At 67.5% G+C, this 19,246-nt stretch carries 16 protein-coding genes and 2 pseudogenes; 8 read left to right on the top strand and 10 right to left on the bottom strand.

Going from position 1 to position 19,246, the window contains the following annotated elements:
- The first annotated feature begins 21 nt into the window (after window positions 1-21).
- Window positions 22-312 carry a hypothetical protein gene (locus tag JNO44_RS02850; RefSeq protein ID WP_205360237.1) on the top strand — a complete coding sequence of 97 codons (291 nt, stop codon included), beginning with the start codon at window positions 22-24 and terminating at the stop codon, window positions 310-312.
- Between the two features lie 282 nt (window positions 313-594).
- Here the strand turns inward: JNO44_RS02850 and JNO44_RS02840 are convergent.
- Window positions 595-1,397 (bottom strand): annotated as a pseudogene (locus tag JNO44_RS02840) (winged helix-turn-helix domain-containing protein); the annotation flags it as partial.
- Between the two features lie 244 nt (window positions 1,398-1,641).
- Here JNO44_RS02840 and JNO44_RS02835 point away from each other — a divergent pair.
- On the top strand, window positions 1,642-3,222 hold the full coding sequence (locus JNO44_RS02835; RefSeq protein ID WP_205361033.1) for a zinc finger domain-containing protein: 1,581 nt from the start codon (window positions 1,642-1,644) through the stop codon (window positions 3,220-3,222).
- A gap of 149 nt (window positions 3,223-3,371) precedes the next feature.
- Here the strand turns inward: JNO44_RS02835 and JNO44_RS02830 are convergent, their stop codons facing one another.
- The 7 genes from JNO44_RS02830 to JNO44_RS02800 form a co-directional block, all read right to left on the bottom strand.
- A complete protein-coding gene (locus JNO44_RS02830) occupies window positions 3,372-3,959 on the bottom strand; it encodes a hypothetical protein (protein ID WP_205361031.1) in 588 nt (195 codons plus the stop codon).
- A 104-nt stretch (window positions 3,960-4,063) separates the two neighbouring features.
- Complete coding sequence (locus JNO44_RS02825; RefSeq protein ID WP_205361030.1) at window positions 4,064-4,219, bottom strand: hypothetical protein; 156 nt, start codon at window positions 4,217-4,219, stop codon at window positions 4,064-4,066.
- A 92-nt stretch (window positions 4,220-4,311) separates the two neighbouring features.
- A protein-coding gene (locus JNO44_RS02820; protein WP_420882600.1) for an IS3 family transposase occupies window positions 4,312-5,498 on the bottom strand; the annotation gives its coding sequence in 2 pieces (ribosomal slippage) (window positions 4,312-5,225 and window positions 5,225-5,498; 1,188 coding nt in all).
- A 52-nt stretch (window positions 5,499-5,550) separates the two neighbouring features.
- On the bottom strand, window positions 5,551-5,919 hold the full coding sequence (locus JNO44_RS02815; protein WP_205361029.1) for a hypothetical protein: 369 nt from the start codon (window positions 5,917-5,919) through the stop codon (window positions 5,551-5,553).
- Between the two features lie 389 nt (window positions 5,920-6,308).
- Window positions 6,309-8,303, bottom strand: a complete 1,995-nt coding sequence (locus JNO44_RS02810) for a hypothetical protein (RefSeq protein ID WP_205361028.1) — start codon at window positions 8,301-8,303, stop codon at window positions 6,309-6,311.
- Between the two features lie 11 nt (window positions 8,304-8,314).
- Window positions 8,315-10,522, bottom strand: a complete 2,208-nt coding sequence (locus JNO44_RS02805) for a hypothetical protein (protein WP_205361027.1) — start codon at window positions 10,520-10,522, stop codon at window positions 8,315-8,317.
- Window positions 10,523-11,572: 1,050 nt separating this feature from the next.
- Complete coding sequence (locus JNO44_RS02800) at window positions 11,573-12,505, bottom strand: LysR family transcriptional regulator (protein WP_205361026.1); 933 nt, start codon at window positions 12,503-12,505, stop codon at window positions 11,573-11,575.
- A gap of 72 nt (window positions 12,506-12,577) precedes the next feature.
- On the opposite strand from JNO44_RS02800, the gene JNO44_RS02795 reads away from it, so the two are divergent.
- From JNO44_RS02795 to JNO44_RS02770, 6 genes and pseudogenes are all read left to right on the top strand, one after another.
- Window positions 12,578-13,465 (top strand): SDR family NAD(P)-dependent oxidoreductase, encoded by an 888-nt coding sequence (locus JNO44_RS02795; protein ID WP_205361025.1) that lies wholly within the window; start codon window positions 12,578-12,580, stop codon window positions 13,463-13,465.
- Between the two features lie 50 nt (window positions 13,466-13,515).
- Window positions 13,516-14,304 (top strand): annotated as a pseudogene (locus JNO44_RS02790) (SDR family NAD(P)-dependent oxidoreductase); the annotation flags it as partial.
- A 451-nt stretch (window positions 14,305-14,755) separates the two neighbouring features.
- Window positions 14,756-15,256 carry a MoaF-related domain-containing protein gene (locus JNO44_RS02785; protein ID WP_205361021.1) on the top strand — a complete coding sequence of 167 codons (501 nt, stop codon included), beginning with the start codon at window positions 14,756-14,758 and terminating at the stop codon, window positions 15,254-15,256.
- 47 nt (window positions 15,257-15,303) lie between these two features.
- Window positions 15,304-15,912, top strand: coding sequence for an NADPH-dependent F420 reductase (locus tag JNO44_RS02780; protein ID WP_205361020.1), 609 nt, complete (start codon window positions 15,304-15,306; stop codon window positions 15,910-15,912).
- A 79-nt stretch (window positions 15,913-15,991) separates the two neighbouring features.
- The gene (locus tag JNO44_RS02775; RefSeq protein ID WP_240167384.1) at window positions 15,992-16,864 is read left to right on the top strand and encodes an LLM class F420-dependent oxidoreductase; all 873 of its coding nucleotides are present in this window, start codon (window positions 15,992-15,994) and stop codon (window positions 16,862-16,864) included.
- 4 nt (window positions 16,865-16,868) lie between these two features.
- The gene (locus JNO44_RS02770) at window positions 16,869-17,012 is read left to right on the top strand and encodes a hypothetical protein (RefSeq protein WP_205361019.1); all 144 of its coding nucleotides are present in this window, start codon (window positions 16,869-16,871) and stop codon (window positions 17,010-17,012) included.
- Window positions 17,013-17,308: 296 nt separating this feature from the next.
- Here JNO44_RS02770 and JNO44_RS02765 read toward each other — a convergent pair whose 3' ends face one another.
- A complete protein-coding gene (locus JNO44_RS02765; protein ID WP_205361017.1) occupies window positions 17,309-17,827 on the bottom strand; it encodes a GNAT family N-acetyltransferase in 519 nt (172 codons plus the stop codon).
- A complete protein-coding gene (locus JNO44_RS02760; protein ID WP_205361015.1) occupies window positions 17,824-19,080 on the bottom strand; it encodes an IS256 family transposase in 1,257 nt (418 codons plus the stop codon). The genes JNO44_RS02765 and JNO44_RS02760 overlap by 4 nt, the downstream gene beginning before the upstream one ends.
- Window positions 19,081-19,246: the final 166 nt, after the last annotated feature.

Here is a 19,246-nt window from a genome sequence, read left to right as displayed (position 1 = left end):
TCCAGTACGTCCACTGCTGACTTGCTGGTCTCCTTCGCCATGTACGCGCCTCTCGCGCGTTCGGACTACTACGAGACCTCCGCCCCGCCCGACGGCCATCAGTCGGCAACGGACCTGCCCGCCGCCGCACCGGATGCACGGCGGAAAGGGCGACCGCAGGCGGTTCCCACGTTCACCACAGAATCGATCGAGGAGGGAGGTGCCCGCCTCTACCCCGACAGCCTCGCCATGCCTACGCCGCAGACCTTCGGCATGGCCTCCCCACCGGACCTAAAAACCGGCTTCGGAGTTGAACGCCACCCAGACGAGTGACGGTCACGCGCTGCAACCCGGCCCGTATCCGTCAGATTTGAGCCGAGCGGGACACTTACGGGGCGTCAGACAGCGGTTCCTCTCGTACACCTTCTCCTCACTGCTTGCCGGACCCAGGCCGTCTGACAGTGCCGACCCGTCCCGTACTTTGTCAGGGCTGCTTCCCGCCGCCACCTGCGTTCCCAGGCAGCGACTGCCCTCAGCTTCACCGGACGGCTGCGACCGCCCAGCGGTGGAGTCCCTTCACCTCCACTCGATTCCGTCGCGCCTCGTGGCGCACTTCAAGTTGTCCCAGATGAGGACGATCGGGCCGTTGAGCTGCTGGTGGGCGGCGATGAGGAGGTCTCGGTAATCGGTCCAGGCGAAGCTCTTGCGACCGCCACTTTTGTGATCGGTATGCCGTTTGGGTCGGTAGATCAGGCGAGACCGTTCGCCGGGCTTGTAGCAGCACAGGGCGGCTATGGAGAATCGGCGCTGGGAACGGCCGCGGACCCGGATGACCGGGGTGGATCCGCGCCTGCTCCAGGTGCGGGAGGTCGGCGGCGTCATCGAGAACCCGGCCTCGTCTTCAAAAACGATCCAGGCCCCGAGCGCCGCCGCGGTGGTTCCAAGTGCGGCCACGCCTTCTTCACCCAGCCGGCCACGGCCGCCTCGTCACGCTCAACGGCCCGACGGGCCGGAACCTGGTGACTCCAGCCGTGCCGCCGCAGCATCTGCGAAATGCCCGACAGCGTCATGCTCTTGTGGAACCGCCGCCCGATCAGCGTCTTGATACGAGCCAGGGTCCATCGTTGATCCGGCCAGCCGTGAGCGACCGGGCCTTTGGCCAACTCCTCCTCAAGCACAGCGAACAGTGCCTCGCTCAGTTTCGGACGGGACGCCGGGCCACGGGAACGAACCGCGTCCTGGCCGGCCTCCCGCCAGGCCCGCCGCCACCGCTGGACGGACCGGACGCTGACCCGTAACTCCTTCGCGATCTCCGTACTGCCCCGCCCGGCAGCGAACATCCCGGCTGCTTCCATCCGGACCCGCTCGCGGAATGCTTGCCTCTCCGCCGTCAGGCCCCCACCCTGCGGATACCTCATACAACCGGCATACCGCAACGATCAACAACAGTCAGGCCCTACGACAACCCGCCTTCAAGGTCAGTAACCGGCCGATCTCAGGCAGCGCGAGAGCCGGTAAGTCCCTCTCATGGGCCGCTGGTTCAGACATAGCCGGGGAAGTTAGCAAGACCCCGCCTGACCTGCCACTTTCTTCAAGCTAGTTCAGTCAACTCATCGAGCGTGCCACTTCGCCCATCACCCGGATCCGGACAGACTGCCGCACGTGTGCGGACGCCACGCCCGCGGTGTCAACAGCGCGGATCACCTGTACGTGAAGTCCGCGGCCGCGGCATGGCTCGCCGACCGCGGCGAGCAGGCCAGCTTCGAGTACACCCGCCCCAACGGAGCGCCACTCGGTTCCGTCGTCGACGTCCGCTGGCCGCACGGCGGGCTGCGGGTGCACCTGGATCAGACGGTGGCACCGGTGTGGGACGGCGAGCGTGAGCCAGTGCTGGGCATGTCGGTGCCAGTGGACCGTGACACGCTGATCCGCCGCTGGTACGTGCATCGGATCCGCCTGGACAACGAGGGCACTGCGCGCCGCGTTCAGATCGGCACCGATGCCTTCGCTCGACCTACCGAGTGGTTCGCCCTGGACGAGTGCGAGGTGACCGAGCGGGGCCTGTCGACCCCGGCAGTCGAGCGAATCGTCCGTTCGCACACCACGCCCCCGCCGACTCGCCGGCCATCGGGGAAGGGCAGGAAGGCGCCAGACTCGCGGGCCCAAGCCCAAGTCCTCCTTCGCCGTCTCGATGAGGCCCGCACCGTGGGGGCCGTGGTCGTAGTGACCAGAGTGAGCAACACCCTTGCCGCCATGAACGGCGTGGACCAGGAGACGCGTACGCAGATCGACGCCGCCCTTGAGGAGGCGAAGGTCTGGCTGGAGGAACAGGCCATAGTGCGCCAGCAGATGTTCTCCCGTCTGGGCAAGGCTGTGACCGAAGAGAACGTTCAAGAGACCCGCGGGCTCCTGGCCCGTGTAAACGCGATCGCAGCCCACGACCGCACCAACGCCGAGAACCACACCGCAGAAGCAGCAGCCGAGTTCCTTGCCGCGCTGGTCAAGGAGCGGGTAGAGATTGCCCGGAAACTGCAAGCCGAAGCCGAAGCCGAAGCCCAGGATGAGGCCCGCCAGAGGAAAGTGGACGCGGCGCAGCGGATACGAGTGACTTTGCGCACCTTGCACCGCCACGGCAACTTCATGTCCCAGGCGAACAAGCGCCGCTTGGTCAAGCAGCTCGTCGAACTGGCCCCCATGGCCGATACTCAGCTCCCACCCCACGAAGCACGCCAGATCGACACCTGGAAGGCGCGCATGGAACGCGAGCGGGCGGCTGCACCCGAACGTGCACTCCCGGCTCAGAGGCAGACTGGCAGGGTGCGGCCGCCAAAGGCCCAGGACGAGAGGCCGGAGACGAAGAAGGACGAGCCCCGGCTGCATCACCAGGTGGCACGCGGGGACTGGTACACAGGGAAGTGTCCGCGATGCCACGCCGAGCCGGGGAAGCCTTGTGCCAACGACGACCGCGTCGGACCTGGTAAGACGCGACAGATTCCCCACGACGAACGCTTGCGCCGGATGCGGATGATCCTGCGAACCGGCAAGGCCAAAGCCCAACCTGCGCAGCCGCGTAGGGACAGGCGGGGAGAACGGGGGAGCGGTTCGCCGGCGCGCACCTGGCACGCGGTGGACGTCACTTGCCCGAAGTGCGATGCCGCACCTAACACCCCGTGCACACCCCACGGCACGCATCGCGAACGGGCGGATTGGGCAAAGGAATTCACCCGAAAGCTCTGGGGATGACCGGTGCATCGCCCGAGTCAACCCGGGCGGTCTTCGCGCTGTCAGGCCGACCGCGGTGGCCTGCGTCGGTAGCCGCGCCCTGCTTGAGGAGAGTCCGTCTTCAGGCCCGGCAGACGCCCTGCCGCTGCGCGTCCCTTACCACGCCGCGATCACCCCGCTCGCCGAGTAACCGGGGAATCCTGCGCAGCGCGCTGAACATCCGCGAGCTTGTAGATGGTCGGCCGCCTCCGATCGATGACACCGTCGAGGCGGCTGCAAGGGATCTCCACTCCGGCTCGCCGCAGCACGGACCGAATGGTGCGGCCGACCATGTTCAACCGGTCGCGCCGCCCCTCCCACTGCCCCCATGCGGCCGGGTCCACACCCACCAGGTGGTCGGCGATCTGCGCGAGAGTCAGCCACTCGGGATGGCCCCGCGCGGCGAAGGCATCCACGATCTGGCGAACGACCGCCGGGCAGTTCGTGGACACCTTCGCCGACGGAGTGGATGAACAGTCCGTCGGCTCCGGGCGCGGCTGCGGGACCACGGCGTCCTGCGCCAACTGCTGCCGCTCTTGCCCGACGACCGGTTCGAGGGTGGTCAAGATGCGGGCAATGTCCGGCCCAGGCGCTCCGGCAGCGATCGCCTGCGCCGTTAGCTCGGTCACGTGCGTGCTGGCGTTGCGCAGCGCGGCCACGCAGCTGTTGCGCAACGCCACTGCGTCTGCAAGCTCTTCAAGCAGCTGCGTCGATTCCACACCCAGCACAACGCCAGCCGCCGGGCCGGGTGCCGCCTCCAACCGACAAGTTCGCCCCAATGGCTCGTGCTGTTCTCCCACCGGGGCCTGGCCAGGGAGTCTGTTCAGCCTCTATGACGCTGCCCGGTCGATCGCCGGCAGCCGAGCCGCACTTCGGCCAGAGGCTCCCAGACGATCTCGCGTCGGTCGTGCCATTCGGCGACCAGCGTGAGGGTGTCGACCGGTACGGTCACCGACTCGCCCGGCAGGTCGGACAACACCACTTTCAGCGCGCCGCGGTCGGGCGTCAGGTGTACGTCGGAACCGGCATAGTGAGCTGCCCCGAGTTTCGTAGCGGCCGGTTTGCGTGTTTTCAGGCGGCGTTGGGGTTCGCCTGGGATCGGTAGTAGTGGGCCTCGAATTCCTCGGGTGGAAGGTAATCGAGGGCGGAGTGAAGGCGCTCGGTGTTGTACCAGCCGACCCACTGGACGACAGCGCGTTCGACCTGGCCAGCGTCGTGCCAGGGCCCTTGGTGTTCGATCAGTTCGGCCTTGAAGGTGCCGTTGAGGGCCTCGGCCATGGCGTTGTCATAGCTGTCGGCGACGGAGCCGACGGACGCGGTCGCGCCGGCCTCGATGAGCCGTTCGCCGTAGCGGATGGACACGTATTGCGAACCGCGGTCGCTGTGATGAATGAGACCCGAGCCCTTCTTGATCCCGCGCCGCCACAGGGCCATCTCCAGGGCGTCCAGTGGAAGATCGGTGCGCATGTGGGTGGCAAGCTGCCATCCGACGATCATCCGCGAGTACACGTCCAGGACGAAGGCGACGTAGACCCAGCCCGACCAGGTGCGGATGTAGGTGAGGTCGGCGACCCAGAGCTGGTTGGGGCGGTGGGCGGTGAAGTGCCGGTTGACCAGGTCCGGCGGTCTGGGAGCGGACGGCTCGGGGATGGTGGTGCGGCGCCGCTGCCCGCGGATCACGCCTTCCAGGCCGTCCTCGCGCATCAGCCGCTCGATGGTGCAGCGGGCCGCGGCGATGCCCTCGCGCCCCAGCTGGCGGTGGATGCGTCTGGCTCCGTAAGTCTCGCCGGAAGCAGCGTGGATACGGCGGATGCGTTCGGTGAGGTGTGCGTCGCGCTGGCGCCGGGCGGACATCGGGCGCTTGCGGCGGGCGTTGTATGCCGAGACCGACAGGTCCAGTTCCCGGCATACGGGCTCGACCCCGAAGTCGTCGCGGAGGTGGTTGATCACCGCGTCGGCCTCGTGCGGGGCTGGTCGAGCTCCTTCGCGAAAAACACGCTGGCGGCCTTCAGGATCTCGTTCGCCCGTCGCAACTCGGCTATCTCTTTGCGGAGTTGGGCCAGCTCAGTCCGCTCGGCCGTGGTCAGCAGGTCGGACCGGCTGCCCTGGTCGGCCTCGGCCTGGCGGACCCAGCCACGCAGGGCTTCCTTGTGGATACCGAGGTCACGGGCCACGTGAGCGACCGGACGGCCTGAGGTCTGGACTTCGCGGACGGCTCGCTCGCGCAGCTCGTCGGGGTACTTCCGTGGTGCGGGCATCGGACCTGCGTTCTCCCATCTGCCGAGGCGATCATGCCTGGCTTCAGGGCCGCTACAAAATCCGGTTCAGTTCATAGGCATGTGAGAGGTGGGGGTAGGACTGCGTGGGGATCAGCGGCCACCGGTCACCGACCACTGCCTGCTGTGCTCGCCAGGTCATCTCCCACAGTCGCCGGTGCTGTGCCCCGGGATACCCCTTGCTCTCGATCGCCACGGTGCCGATGTCCGGGCGGGCCAGGGCCAGGTCGAACGGCTCGATGCCGGCGGCGGCCCGGGTCACTTCGGCGACGAACTGGTCGACCTCGGCGGTGGTCGCGGTGTTCTGTGGCCCGGAGTGCAGAACGGTGTTGTGCATCCACTGCGGCTGGACCGGGATCAGGCCGGGCTGCTCCACGAGCGCGCGGTACGTGTAGGGCCGCATTCGGAAAGTCCCATTCCGGCTTGGCGACCTGGGTGTTTCCGGCCGTCTCATTTGAGGGACACGCCACTTCTGTCTCACGATCTTGTCCCCAGAGGTCTGCCGCCACGTACGTCCCGTCCTTCGGCAGCCCGATGCGCCGTCAAAGGCTGATCATCTGCGGACTCTTGCTTAAACGGCACGTTTCCGCCGTACTCCCTGGCGGCGCCCTCGATCAGTTACACCACACCAGGGGACATGACCCAGGCCCGCTGCCCGCCGCGCTCGGTGGTACGCCAGGGCCCACTCCAGGTCGCGGCGGATGTCCTTCGGACACCGCCAGACCGAGTGACCGTCAGCGGGAAGGGGCCTCTACCTGCGGCCGACCGGGGGCGCGTCGGAATGATGTGCTGTCACCAGGGCGCCTCGAAGGCACGGGCGCCCCGCGGATCTCGGGACTCAACGCGTTCCATGCCGCTGAAGGCGGCGACACGAGTCCCCCGGGTACGGGGTACATCGAAGCCGTCGATCCCGCCGCCGAATGCGCCGAGGAGATCTCCTTCCGTGGAGAGCAGACTTCCCTCCGTCGAGTAGTCCGAATTCGGCAGCGGGGATTTCCACGGGTCGGCGATGCGGAGGCCGCTGAGGTCGCTGATGCCCTCCGCGCGGTACAGCGTGGGCTTTGAGACACCCTCCGGGCCACGTACCTGGTCCCAGAAGCCCTTCCAGTCCTGGCCTCGCTTACGGAGGTAGTTGGCTTTGCGGGCGAGGAAGGTGTCGTCGTCCGGGGTCTGCTCGACGAGTACCCGGAAGGCGTCGGCGTTGTGCCCGAGCCTGGCTGCCAGCTTGACCGCTTTGGGCAGCAGGAACTTTTCGGTGAACCATGACCCCGCGTCGACGGCCAGCTCCGTCGCGATGCCGGGATTGCGTCGATGGAGTCGGTACTGCTCCCTGAACGTCTTTCCCCAGGTCTCCTTCTTCGGCGGCGCGGAGATCTTGTTGCCCATCCACCGCAGTGCCCGGATACCCTTGTTGGCCAGATTCGACCACTTCAGGAGATCGGCCAGGACAGGCGGAGCCAGCCCAACGGTGCACATGGTGACGGTGGCGTCGACGAGGAAGCTCTCGGCGCCCAGTACGCCGCCCAGGAGCGGGAGGCTGGTTGGCTTCCAGAGGAACTTCTGGTCATCGAACACGTCCTTGCGGAATTTCGTCGTATTCGGGTTCTCGGTCATGTCTCTCGTGATCTCCCACGGGTCAGTGAGTAGCCTCAGCTGATAGACCCAGGAGAGACCTGCGGAGGTCGAGGGAGAGGACCGAGGGGTGAGTTCTCGCTCCTTGCACAGTGTCCGCTCATTGATCGCCGATGCTTCACCGCGGATGGTGGAGAGGTTTTCGACGGCCTCGACCAGAGCCCGCAGCCCGGGATCTGCCTCCTTCTGTTGCTCGGTGACGGTCTTCATCTGCTCGGCGAAAGTCTCGGCGAACTCGCAGCTGCTTCTGGTGAGGGGTAGCGGTCCCACGGGCTCGTCGAACAGGAGGGCGCGATTGCGCCCCTGGTAGTAGCGCAGGGCGGTCTCGTTGCCCAGCACCTCGAAGGAGGACACATCGGAGACAGCCGTCTCGTACGAAGTCGTCTTGCGCACCTCGCTCTTGATCGGCAACTCGACCGGCGTATCCAGGTAGTTGCCCGATTGCAAGCTAGCAGCCGTTCGCAGGAGCGAGCCCAACATAATGTCGGGGCGGACGATCCGGCCCTCGGTCTGGACGGTCACTCCGTGCGGGAGCGACACGATCGCCCACGTACCGTGCGCGTTGCCGGCTAGCCTCTCGTCTCCCGCAACCACGGCCGCGCTGAGCGCCTCCGTCCCGCCGTTGGCGATCAGGACCCGGATCCCGCTGTCCTCACCGTACTTCTGGCCCTCCTCAGGGAGCAGCTCCAGGATCTGCTTGTTCCGGTTGGTTCGCTCGTCGCGCGTATAGAAATCCCGGAACCCGACCGGTTCGAACGCCTCCGGACTGCGACGGTCGTACTGCCCGGGGATGGGAACGAGCTTGCCAATGCTCTCCACAAGTCTCTTTCCCTGCGAGAGATTTCCCCCGTACCGGTCCTTGACGAGCATGTCCAGCAGCCTACGGGTATACGCCTCGAACCCGTTCTTCTCGGCCCAGCTGCGGGAGCCTCCTGCCGTCGGCTCGGTGAACTTCCGGTTGAGGTACTTCCGCCACTCCCTGTCGTCGCCACCCATCCTCAGGTGGTGCAGGACCCCTGCGATGTTCCAGTCGACAATGCCGATTCCGTTACCCAGGTCCTGCACCTTGAGGGTGATGGGGGCACCGGTGTCCGGGTCCCGGCCGAACCAGAGGGTCTTGCTCTCCGGTGGTGGCGGGTCGTCATAACCGTCCATGGGTACGCTTCCTATTCGTCGACGTAGCTGCCGGGGGCGTGGAAGAAGAGGTGGTCGTCGCCGAGGTGGGTGTGGGAGTCGAACAGGAAGTCGGGGCTGAGCCGCCCGCGGAGGATCTCGGACCTGGCGACCATCTTCTCGAACGGGACCGGCTTCGGAGCGTCCTCGATGGTCTCGGTCTGGGTGGCCAGCCGACCGCCGAACCAGAGGAAGGAGTCAGTCCCGAAGGCCCGCGGCAGCACGGTGTCGAGGCGACCGCCCAGAGCGGTGACGATCTTCGGCACCTGCGTCAGCGGCTCGCCCTTGTTGGGTGTGAGCGTCCCGTCGGCCGCCAGATAGAACGCCTGGCACTTCTGACCCTTGACCAGCACAACCGTGGTCTTGAGTGGGATATCTCCGCTCGCCTCGGGGAAGCTGTACGCGGTGTCGACATCGCGGGTAGCCGGATCGTTCGTATGCTCGCGCAGCAGGCGGGGTTTGGCCAGCCTCAGCACCGGGGCGCCATTGGTAGTGGAGGTGCCGGTCTTCTCCAGTTGGTAGACGCAGTCGCGCCAGAACACGACGTGAGACTTCGCCGGTTTGGAGGCATCGGGGTAGAGGCCCACGATGGCGTCCGGCGGCTCGGGCAGGCCGAGATCCCGGACCGGCAACTGGTTGAGGCCGTTCGGACTCACCACGGTGCAGACTCCACCCCGGTAGTTTCGCGGGGTCAGCCACACTGTGCAGCCATCGGACGCCGCTCCGGTGCGGGTGATCAGGAGGGACCGCCGGAAGCCCAGCCACTCGTACGACCATGAGCCCGCCGGATCGGTGGACCCCACCGCGAAGCCGTTCACATACTGGCCCAATCGCTCGGCGGGAACGGCGATTTCGATGGTCTTACGGCCCGGAGGGACAAACATCGTCCCGACCGGCGACTCGCCCCGGTATCGGAATCGGCCTGTCAGATCGGGCTTGACCGTGGGCAGAGCGACCGGGGAGAACATCGCCTTCACGTCATCCGCCGTCGGCTTGCACTTCTCTCGGACCAGGCTCATGGCTCGCACCAACCTGGAAATGATCGCCGGAAAGCCGTCCAGCGGATGATCCGGTACGGGCATCAGATTCGGGCGTTGCGGGTGAAGGGGCAGGCCGAGAAGCTTCGCGATCTCCTCCTCGGTGGTTCGGGGCCTCCGGTGGCCGATGATCTCCACCGTTCCGTACTCCCAATCGATCAGATAGGTCTGCAGAAACTGGATGGGAACCCAGTGGTGGACCTTGACCTCGACGCTCGGCGCAATCAGGTAGCCGAGCAGCCACGGCCCCCAAGGGATCGACCTCTTCTCGGTGGTCACATGGTCGGTTGTGATGGTGGTCAGGACGGTGAAGGCCGAGAACCGCGAGGGGTTAGCCTCCGGCCTCAGGGTGAACACCGCTTCGAGGTGCGGTGTCAGCGCGGACTTCGCCAACGCAGGGTCGGAGTCCTTGCTCGTGCGCTTGATCGACCAGGACACGTACGGACCGTCATGGGTGGTCGATCCAGCTGCGGCCAGCTCGTAGTCCTTCAGGGCCCAGGACGCCCCCGTGGTGTAGCTGTAGCTCAGCCCCGCAGTGGGGGTAGTGCCGAAGAAGCCAACGTTGGCACCGATGGTCGTCGACGTACTCACGGTCTTCTCACCATTGTGGGATGTCGGCGAGAAGTCACTGATCACCCAATCCGCGCTGTTCTGGGTGGTCGTTCCCGCCGGGGCGGTGGGAGTCACCGGCTGGACGGAGATAGCAAAGCTGTCCAGAATGTTGCCATTGTCGGCGAGGTCGCGTTTCTTTCCCAAGTCACCGGGGGCGAAGCGGCCGGCCAGATACGAATAGGAGGTGGTCGCGCCGGATCCCGCGTCGTGATGCTCTCGGATCCGCGCGGTGTCCACCACCGTGCCCCGTGTACTGATCCGCACCGCCCTGCCCCGGCGCCGCACGTTCGGCGTCGCCGCCTCTTCGATCAACTCGAACTGCAGCGACTGCTGATACGTGTGCGAGGGCTCGAAACTCGTGGCCCGCCGGGTCGCGTACCGGATGCTCTGTGCGTCGGAACTCGGCGCGTTGGCCGCAGGCCACCCTTCGATCGTCCCCGAGCGTGTCTGCGGCTGATCCTGAGCGTACTCCCCGTCTGATGAGTACACCTCCTCGGCTGTCTGCAACACGTGGTAGCCCTCGCCCGAACACTGCTCGTCCGTCTTGGCCATCGCGCACTCCCTTCGTCCACGTTCTGGTTTTATAGGTGGGAGCTAGCCACGTTTGTCGACGGCTTCCGAAGACTTGGCCGCCTCGCCGCCTCGGAATGGCGGTGAGTTTCAGCACCGCCTCGACTGTCGGCTGACGTCGCGTCTCAGCTGGAGCCCGCCGATTACGCAGGTAGGCGAGCATCCGGCGCCGCGCCGTGATGCTGCGGCCGGGTGTTGCCGGAACTCGTCGACACGGTTCCCCCCCACAAGAGGGGTGGTGTCGGCCGTCATCGACATCTGGTGTCGAGCCCTACGTATAAATTCAACGCTCTGCCGGATCCCGTGGAGAAGATACCTGTACTGACTGAGGTAATTCGGAATGACCCGAAGGCGCGAAGAAGTGAACGGCGGGAGCGCGATCACTACCCGCGCCTCCTGGCGACTGGACTGGCGCGGCCCTCCGGGCTCCGGCCGATTTCCTCAGTTCAGAGAAGGGGGCGGGCTGATCAATGCGGCGGAGAGCCTCCGGTGTACAGAGGAGACCTCAAGCTGCTCGGGGGCGGCATCGATGCTTCCCCGGGGCGCCCCGCCCCGCCCGCCCCGCCCGGCCCGGCCGACGCCGAGACCCCGGTAGTGCCGCCGCAGAGTCTTCAGTTGGCCCGGCATACCCCACCTCCGAGCAGCAGGAGCGGGGAGCAGAAATCCCGGTCACGATCAGCTGCGCCCTCTCCACGATCAGGCCGGAGAGAGCCGCTGCATAGATCGAGACCGGGATCAGCACTACGACGAGTGAACGATCACACGGGAGTTCGTCTCATCACGCCGTCCCTTGGGCCGGACAAAGGCTACGGTCAATGAGAAAGGGACAGGCGAAATGCGAGCCTACAATGTCCTGTCGCGTTGAGCTTGTCTGTGGATGTTGTGCTGCGCTGCGTGGTTGCCATTTTGGGTGAGAACGCTCGGCTCGGGATTCTCAGTGCACCTGGCTTCTGCGGAATCCGAAGTGGGGCTGGGAGCCGAGTCGTCGCAGGACCGCCAGGAGGAACCTGGCCTACACGTTCATTGCCCTCGTCACGAAGCTGGCGGGGATGGAGTGGTGTCGAGGGCCGCCGCGCGGAGGGCGGCTGCCACACGGATGACCGGCTCGGCCGATGGGTGGGGAAGGCGGGCTAGCAGCAGGCGTCGCTGTTCTTGGGGCCCGCCGCGGACAGGCAGGATGCGTACCCCCGGTGGCGCGGCGGCAGCGAGGGAGGGCGGCACGGTGGTCAGCCCGCAGCCGGCGGCGACGAGGTGGAGCTTGGCCAGCCAGTCACGGGCGGTGTGGGCGATCTCGGGCCGCTCATCCAGGCCGGGCCACACACCCATCAGCCGGTCCTCTCCGGAGGATGAGCCGGCGATCCAGCGCTGTCCGCGCAGGTCGGCCACGTCGACGAAGTCGCCGCGGGCAAGGGGGTGCGCGGCGGGCACCGCGAGGCACAGCGCACGTTCGGTGAGTGTCTGCAGCGCGAGCGCGGGCGACTCGGCGTCCGGCGGTCGGAACGGCGGTGCCGACGCGAGCAGGGCCAGGTCGAGACTGCCGGCTCGCAGGGCGCGCACCAGCGCCGGGGTGCTGCCCTCTCGGCCGACGACGTGCAGGCCGGGGTCCGTGCGGCGGAGCGCGGCCAGGGCTTGGGGCAGTAGGACGGCGCCGGCGCTGGGAAACCATCCCAGGCGGACCGTCCCGGACTGCCCGGGCAGTCCGGACAGCTCCCTCGCAGTCGCTCCGATCTCGTCGAGGACGATCGTCGCGCGGCGCATGACGACGCGGCCTGCCGGGGTGAGCCGTACTCCGTCGCGCCGCCGCTCCAGCAGCTCCGCGCCCGCCGCCCGCTCGATTGCGGCGATCTGCCGGGACACCGCCGACTGGGTGTAGCCCAGCGCTGCCGCGGCCGCGGTGAAGGTTCGTTGTTCGGCTACGGCGCGGAAGACGCGCAGCGCGGTCAGTGACACATCTGTGAATTCCATGACGATTGCGCATACTAACCGTGCTGAACTTTCGTTGGACTCATGAATGTGGCCCTTTCTAGTGTGGCCTGCATGAACACTTCACGCATCGCCCTCGTCACGGGTGCCAACCAAGGACTCGGTCGCGCCCTCGTCGAAGGATTGGCGTCCCGCATGAACCCGGACGACCTGGTCCTGCTCACCGGTCGCAACCACCAGCGCGTGAAGGACGCCGCCCGCGAGGTCACGCAGCTGCCCGGCGCACGCGCCCGCGTCGAGGGCCGGGTCCTGGACGTCACCGACACCGACGCCATCGCCCGCCTCGCCGACGAACTCGGGGGACGGTACGGCGGGGCCGACGTCGTCATCTCCAACGCGGTCGCCCGTTTGCTGCCCGAAGAATCACAGGCCGAGAGGGCCGACGAATTCATCGACGTCTCCAACACCGCCACCCACGCGATCCTGCGCTCCCTCGGCCCTGCCCTGCGCCCGAGGGGCCGACTGCTCGTCGTGGCCAGCAGATTCGGCACCCTCGGCCACCTCGACCCACGGCTGCACCACCTGTTCGACGGCGCGAACCTGGAGCAGGTGGAGTACGCCGTCGAGTCCTGGCGCCGAGCCATCCACACCAGAAACGCCGAAGAAGCGGGCTGGCCGCGCTGGCTGAATGTGCCCTCAAAGGTGGCCCAGGTCGCCGCCGTCCGCGCGATCGCCGCCGAACGCCGCGAACATGATCTCGCCACCGGCACTCTGATCGCCTCCGTGTGCCCCGGCATGGTCGACACCGCAACTTCCCGCCCCTGGTTCAGCGACTACAGCCAGGCCCAGTCCCCCTCCCAAGCCGCAGATGCGGTGCTCGACCTGGTCTTCGCCGACCCCGTGGATCCCGCCCTCTACGGCGAGTTGGTCCGCTTCGGCAAGGCCCTGCCCTGGCTCGACGGCACACCCCCGGTCGAGCAGGACCGAATGCTCACACCCTGAACACAGGGCCACCACGCACGATTCACCCCCCCCCAGCAAGGAGTTCACTCATGAGCGCCATCACCACCCCGTTCGGTTTCTCCAGCACGGCCGCCGAGGTCGCGGAAGGGATCGACCTCACTGCCCGCCGGGTTGTGGTCACCGGCGCCTCTTCCGGGCTCGGGGCAGAGACCGCCCGCGCCCTGGCCACCACCGGCGCGGCAGTCACTCTCGCCGTCCGAGACGTGGCAGCAGGCGAGCGGGTCGCCAAGGACATCACCGAGACAACCGGCAACCAGGAGGTGCGCGTCGCGCACCTGGACCTGACCGATCCTGCGTCCGTCACGGCCTTCACCGCCGCATGGCAGGGCCCACTGCAGGTCCTGGTGAACAACGCCGGCGTCATGGCCTGTCCCGAGCAATACACCGAACAGGGCTGGGAGTGACAGTTCGCCACCAACCACCTGGGCCACTTCGCCCTCGCCACCGGCCTGCACGATGCACTGACCGCCGCCGACGACGCCCGGATCGTCGTCGTCAGTTCCACAGGCCACCAGCAATCACCGATCGTGTGGGACGACGTCAACTTCGCCTTCCGCCCCTACGATCCGTGGCTGGCCTATGGTCAGTCCAAGACCGCCAACGTCCTCTTCGCGGTCGAAGCGACCCGCCGCTGGGCCAAGGACAACATCACCGCCAACGCGCTGATGCCTGGCGCCACCTACACCAACCTCCAGCGCCACACCGGCGGCCGCGGCAGCGGAAGGGTTCCCCTCCGCCTGATCAAGACCGTCGAACAGGGCGCCGCCACCTCCGTTCTCTTGGCCACCTCACGCCTCCTCGACGGCATCGGGGGCCGCCAGCGTTATCTAGTGCTGTCGAGCATTCTTGCAGGTCAGCAACCTGAATGCCTTTAAGGCACGTTAGGCAAGTAGCTCGCCCGCGTTCCCGTACCCGTCTCCCGAGGCCCCGGCACTCCGCCCGCTTCTGCTGGGCACGCGCCTGTGGCGCCGGGGGGAACTGCCCCACTAAGGCGTCTGCGGATCCGCACCCGGCTGGCCCCGATACCGCCCGCTCCCGAATCTGGGGCGGCCCTCTGCCAGCGGCCCCCCCACCACAAGTAGGCACCAAACCGCGTTAACCGGTTAAAAGTCACGATGAGAGCTTGTTGGAAAACCAGTGCGTCAGCGGGAGGCATTGCTGCCGCCTCGCCCTGCTCGGGTCGCCGACCGCAGGAGACCGTGCTGGAATTCTGGGCACTAGCCCGGTGCTGTGGGTCCGGTGGTTGCAGGGGGGAGCAAGGAGCTCGTCATGAAACTCTCCCGGCTTGTTCAAGCGTCCGTGCTGCTCACCCTGGCCCTTTTCACTTCCGCTGTTCCGGCAGTTGAGGCGCAAGCGCCTTCCTCGCAGCGTCGCGACACGGGATGCGGTGAAGGGGGCGGCGAGTACAAGGACGCGACCGTGCCCGCGGTGGGCCAGACGTGGACTGCGGATTTCGGGGTTGATACGCCCATCGGCAAGGGCCCGTTCCTGACCACGATCACGTTCCGTTCGGCGACCGAAGCGACGATCAAGGTGGTGAAGGGTCCGGGGACGCTCACGGGCCTGACGCAGCAGATCACCTACAGCACGACGCGGCTGCGGCCCTGCCAGTACGCTCTGTCCTGGCACGAACCCGTCAGCGGCGTCTACGTCACCCAGGTGGAGGACTACACCGAGCAGCAGGTGTTCGACACCATCGTCAACGGCACGCAGTTCTTCCACATGACCGGCAAGTTCTACGCGGGGGCCCCGGTCAAGCGCGGTGCTTGACCGTCCGTCGGGAGGCAGGGTCCGCGAGGGTGTGCGACGGTGAGGTCATGAAGGTGGGAATCATCGGCGCCGGGCGCCTTGGTGCCGCGCTGTCCGGGCACTTCACCCGGGCCGGGCACCAGGTGATGATGGCCGGCTCCCGCGGCCCGGAGAAGCTGGCCACGCTCGTCGGCGAGCTCGGCGAGAACGCGTCGGCCGGGACACCCCAGGAGGCCGCCGACTTCGGTGACATCGTCGTCCTGGCCGTCCAGTGGGACCAGAAGGAGAGCGCGGCGGCCGCTGTCTCTTCCTGGCAGGGACGAATCGTCCTCGTCCCGATCAATCCGCTGCGGGAGACGCCGAGCGGTCTGGAGCACGCCGACACCGGAGGGCGCCCGCCGACCGAGGTCGTCGCCTCGCTTCTCCCGGGCGCCCTTGTGGTTAAGGGCTTCAACACCTACCCGGCGCAGGTCCTCGCCGAGGACCCCGTCGTCAACGGCGGGCGCCGCATCGTCCTGCTCGCCGGGGACGATCTCGACGCCAAACGCAAAGTGGCCGAGCTGGTCGACAGTACGGGTTTCCAGGCCGTCGACACCGGATCGCTCGCCGAGGGCGGGCCCCTGTTCGACAGCGGCGGACCGCTGGGCGGCCCGCGCAAGGACCTGCTGGCCCTGTGACACCGCAGTCCTCGGCGTGCCGGGCGGCCGCTGAGCAGTCCGCGCCCGGCACTGACCACTGGTGAGGCAGGTGAGAGAGGTGGTACCCGTCCTGGGCCTTGGCTCCATCGGTATCTGGAGCAGTTGGTTCCGCTCGGATGATCCTGCCGAGGCCGGGCAGATCCGTGAGGCAGCGGCGGCGCTGGAAGACATGGGTTTCGCTGCCCTGTGGATCGGCGGCAGCCCGGGCTTCGACCACGCCGCTCGCCTGCTGGCGGCGACGAACCGTGTGGTGGTGGCCACCAGCATTCTCAGCATCTGGCAGTACGAGGCGGCCGATGTCGCCGCGCGGCAGGCTGCCCTCGACCCTGCCGACCGCGAACGTTTCCTCCTTGGTCTGGGCGTCAGCCACGCCCGGTTCGCCACGCGGTACGCCCGCCCGTACTCCGCGATGCAGGACTACCTGACCGGCCTCGACTCCGCCCCCGTGCCGGTGCCTGCCGAACGGCGTGTGCTGGCCGCTATCGGCCCGAAGATGCTCGGGCTGGCCCGTGACCGCGCGGCGGGTGCCATCCCGTACCTCGTCACGCCGGAGTTCACGGCGCAGGCCCGCGAAATCTTGGGGCAACGGCCGTTCCTCGGGCCGGAGATGAAGGTCGTCCTGGACGCCGACCTGAACCGCGCTCGCCATACTGCCCGTGACTACCTCGCCTCCTACCTGGCCCTGCCGAACTACACCAACAGCCTCAAGCGCGCGGGTTACACCGAGGAGGACTTCGCAGGCGGCGGCAGTGACCGCCTCCTCGACGCCCTCGTCGCGCTCGGCGGCGTGGAACGGATCCGTAGGCGCATCGAGGAGTTCCACAAGGCGGGGGCCGACCACGTCGCGGTGCAGGTGGTACTGCCACAAGGGCAGGGATACCACCAGCTTCTGGCGCAGTGGCGTGAACTGGCGCAGGCACTGCCCCTATGAGTGGGTGTTCCGCGAGCGTTCGGTTGTTGTGGATGCGCGCCAGCCGGTCCTGCGGCATGCCGATGCGCAACTGCGCGAGGGCGTAGCCGACCAGGGCGTGGTCGCGGGCCTGCCCGACCGAGCGGTGCGCCTGGCCGAGCCCCCGTGACTGCCACTTCGTCCCCGTCGCAGAGGGGTCGTTGCCGTCGGCCGCCGCTTCCCGCGCGGAGGCCAGGGAGTCGGCGGCGCGGTGCAGCCGGGAACCGGCATCGGCGGGAAGAGTTCCCCCCTCGACCCCTGTCAAGGTCACCGCCGCGTCGGCGTAGGAGGCGGAACCGGGGCAGGACGCCAGTTGTGATGGCCTGCCTGAGCCTGCCCTGCAGCTCCGGCAAGCTCGAGGGCACGTCAACCGCGTCATGCTCATGCGGCAGATGAGTAATAGTCAAGACTTGTGGATCGTTGAAGTTATCGTCTGATGCTCCGGTGCCATCGGATCTCGCCTTCGTGCCATTCGTCGGTGGGTGTGAGGCCGGCGGCAGTGGCGACGGCGGCGGATGCCCGGTGTTCGGGGTGGATGTGGGCGATGGCGGTGTGCACCGGCTGCCGGCTGAGCCAGTCGACGAGTCCTCGGGCTGCTTCGGTGGCGATGCCCCGCCCTTGCCACGGGGTCCCCACCACCCAGGCGATCTCGGCGATGAGTCCGTGGCCGGAGGGGCCGACCGTCGCCTGGACGGTGCCCGTCAGGGAGGACTCGTCCCGGAGCCGGATTACCCAGTTCAGCCAGGAGACGGCCGGGTCGGGAGAGCCTGCGGTCATGCGCTGGTAGCGCGAGCGCAGGGCTTGGGGGGTGTCCGGAGTGCCGCCGATGAAGGTGTGCAGGGCCGGGTCGGACAGCACGGCGGCCATCTCCTCGGCGTGCTCGACGTGCAGCGGCAGCAGGTCCAGCCGCCGGGTGCTGAGGGCCTGGGCCGCGAGGGTGCTCACGCTGCGACCGCCTCGGGGCGTTCGACGAGCTGACCGCGTTCGAAGCGGGCTCCGGCACGGACGAGGGCGACGAGGTGGGGCGCGTCCACCGCCCGCCACCGCTGCTGGGCGGACTCGACGAGTTTGAAGACCATGGCCAGGGCGGCGCCGCGGGAGCCGGCGCCGTGGGTGACCTTGGTCCGCAGCCGGACGGTGGAGAACGTGGACTCGATGGGGTTCGTGGTCCGCAGGTGGATCCAGTGTTCGGCCGGGAAGCCGTAGAACGCCAGCAGCTCCTCCTGGTCATCGGTGATCTTCTTGACCGCCTTGGGGAACTTCGCGCCGTAGAGCTGGGCGAACGTCTTGATCGCCGCCTCGGCGTGGTCGCGGTCCTCGGCGTTGTAGATGTCCTGGATGGCCTTCTTCGCGGCAGGCTGCGCGGACTTCGGCATGGAGTCGAGGACATTGGCGGTTTTGTGAACCCAGCACCTTTGCTCGCGGGTGTCGGGGAACACCTCGGCCAGCGCTTTCCAGAAGCCCAGGGCGCCGTCGCCGACCGCGAGGATGGGGGCGCGCATGCCCCGGCGGGCGCAGTCGCGCAGCAGGTCGGCCCACGACTCACCGGATTCGCGGTAGCCGTCCTTGAGGGCGACCAGTTCCTTGGAGCCGTCGGCGCGGACGCCGATGAGCACCAGGACGCAGGCTTTGGCCTCCTCCGGGCGGACGTTGAGGTGGATGCCGTCGGCCCATACGTAGACGTAGTCGACCTCCGCGAGGTCGCGGTCCATGAAGGCGGCGTGGTCGGCCTGCCACTGCGTCGTCAGCCGGGTGACCGTAGCCGCCGAGAGCCCGGCGGAGGAGCCGAGGAACTGCTCCAGGGCGGGCACGAAGTCGCCGGAGGACAGGCCGTGCAGGTAGAGCAGGGGCAGCACCTCGCTGATCTTCGGGGACTTGCGGCACCACGGCGGCAGGATCGCGGACGAGAACCGCTTGCGCTCGCCCGTGGCCTCGTCGACCCGCTTGTCGTTCACCCGCGGCGCCTTGACCTCGACCACGCCGGCCGCGGTGGTGACCTTCCGGGGCTGGTGATAGCCATTGCGGACCACCAGGCGGCGCCCCTTGTCGTCGCGCTCATCGGCCAACTCGGCTATGCAGGCGTTGACTTCGGCCTCAAGCGCGGCGGCCAGCATCCGCCGTGCGCCTTCCCGAACGACCTCATCCAGCAGCGAACTGCCGCTTGGTGTGGTGCCGTCCTCGTTGACCACCGTAAGCACGGACGTGCCTTCCCGACCGACGCTGCAACGTCGGCCTTGCTCGATGACCTGTCGATCGATCCATCAGGAAGGTACGCCTCCTTCCGTCAGGAGTGATCCACAGGTCATGAGCATTGCTCCCGCGGGGGCTGAATCGGCTCACCCGGCACCTGAAGAGGCAGATGTG

The sequence above is a fragment of the Streptomyces noursei genome (assembly GCF_016917755.1).
Lineage (GTDB): Bacteria > Actinomycetota > Actinomycetes > Streptomycetales > Streptomycetaceae > Streptomyces > Streptomyces yunnanensis.
The sequence above is the reverse complement of the archived record's forward strand: the minus strand, read 5'-3'. Positions and strand labels throughout refer to the sequence as shown.

Excerpts from the sequence above, each read along its gene's own strand:
- JNO44_RS02815 (WP_205361029.1), bottom strand. The coding sequence starts at position 5,919 with ATGCGGCCCTACACGTACCGCGCGCTCGTGGAGCAGCCCGGCCTGATC.
- JNO44_RS02810 (WP_205361028.1), bottom strand. The coding sequence starts at position 8,303 with ATGGACGGTTATGACGACCCGCCACCACCGGAGAGCAAGACCCTCTGG.
- JNO44_RS02805 (WP_205361027.1), bottom strand. The coding sequence starts at position 10,522 with ATGGCCAAGACGGACGAGCAGTGTTCGGGCGAGGGCTACCACGTGTTG.
- JNO44_RS02800 (WP_205361026.1), bottom strand. The coding sequence starts at position 12,505 with ATGGAATTCACAGATGTGTCACTGACCGCGCTGCGCGTCTTCCGCGCC.
- JNO44_RS02795 (WP_205361025.1), top strand. The coding sequence starts at position 12,578 with ATGAACACTTCACGCATCGCCCTCGTCACGGGTGCCAACCAAGGACTC.
- JNO44_RS02785 (WP_205361021.1), top strand. The coding sequence starts at position 14,756 with ATGAAACTCTCCCGGCTTGTTCAAGCGTCCGTGCTGCTCACCCTGGCC.
- JNO44_RS02780 (WP_205361020.1), top strand. The coding sequence starts at position 15,304 with ATGAAGGTGGGAATCATCGGCGCCGGGCGCCTTGGTGCCGCGCTGTCC.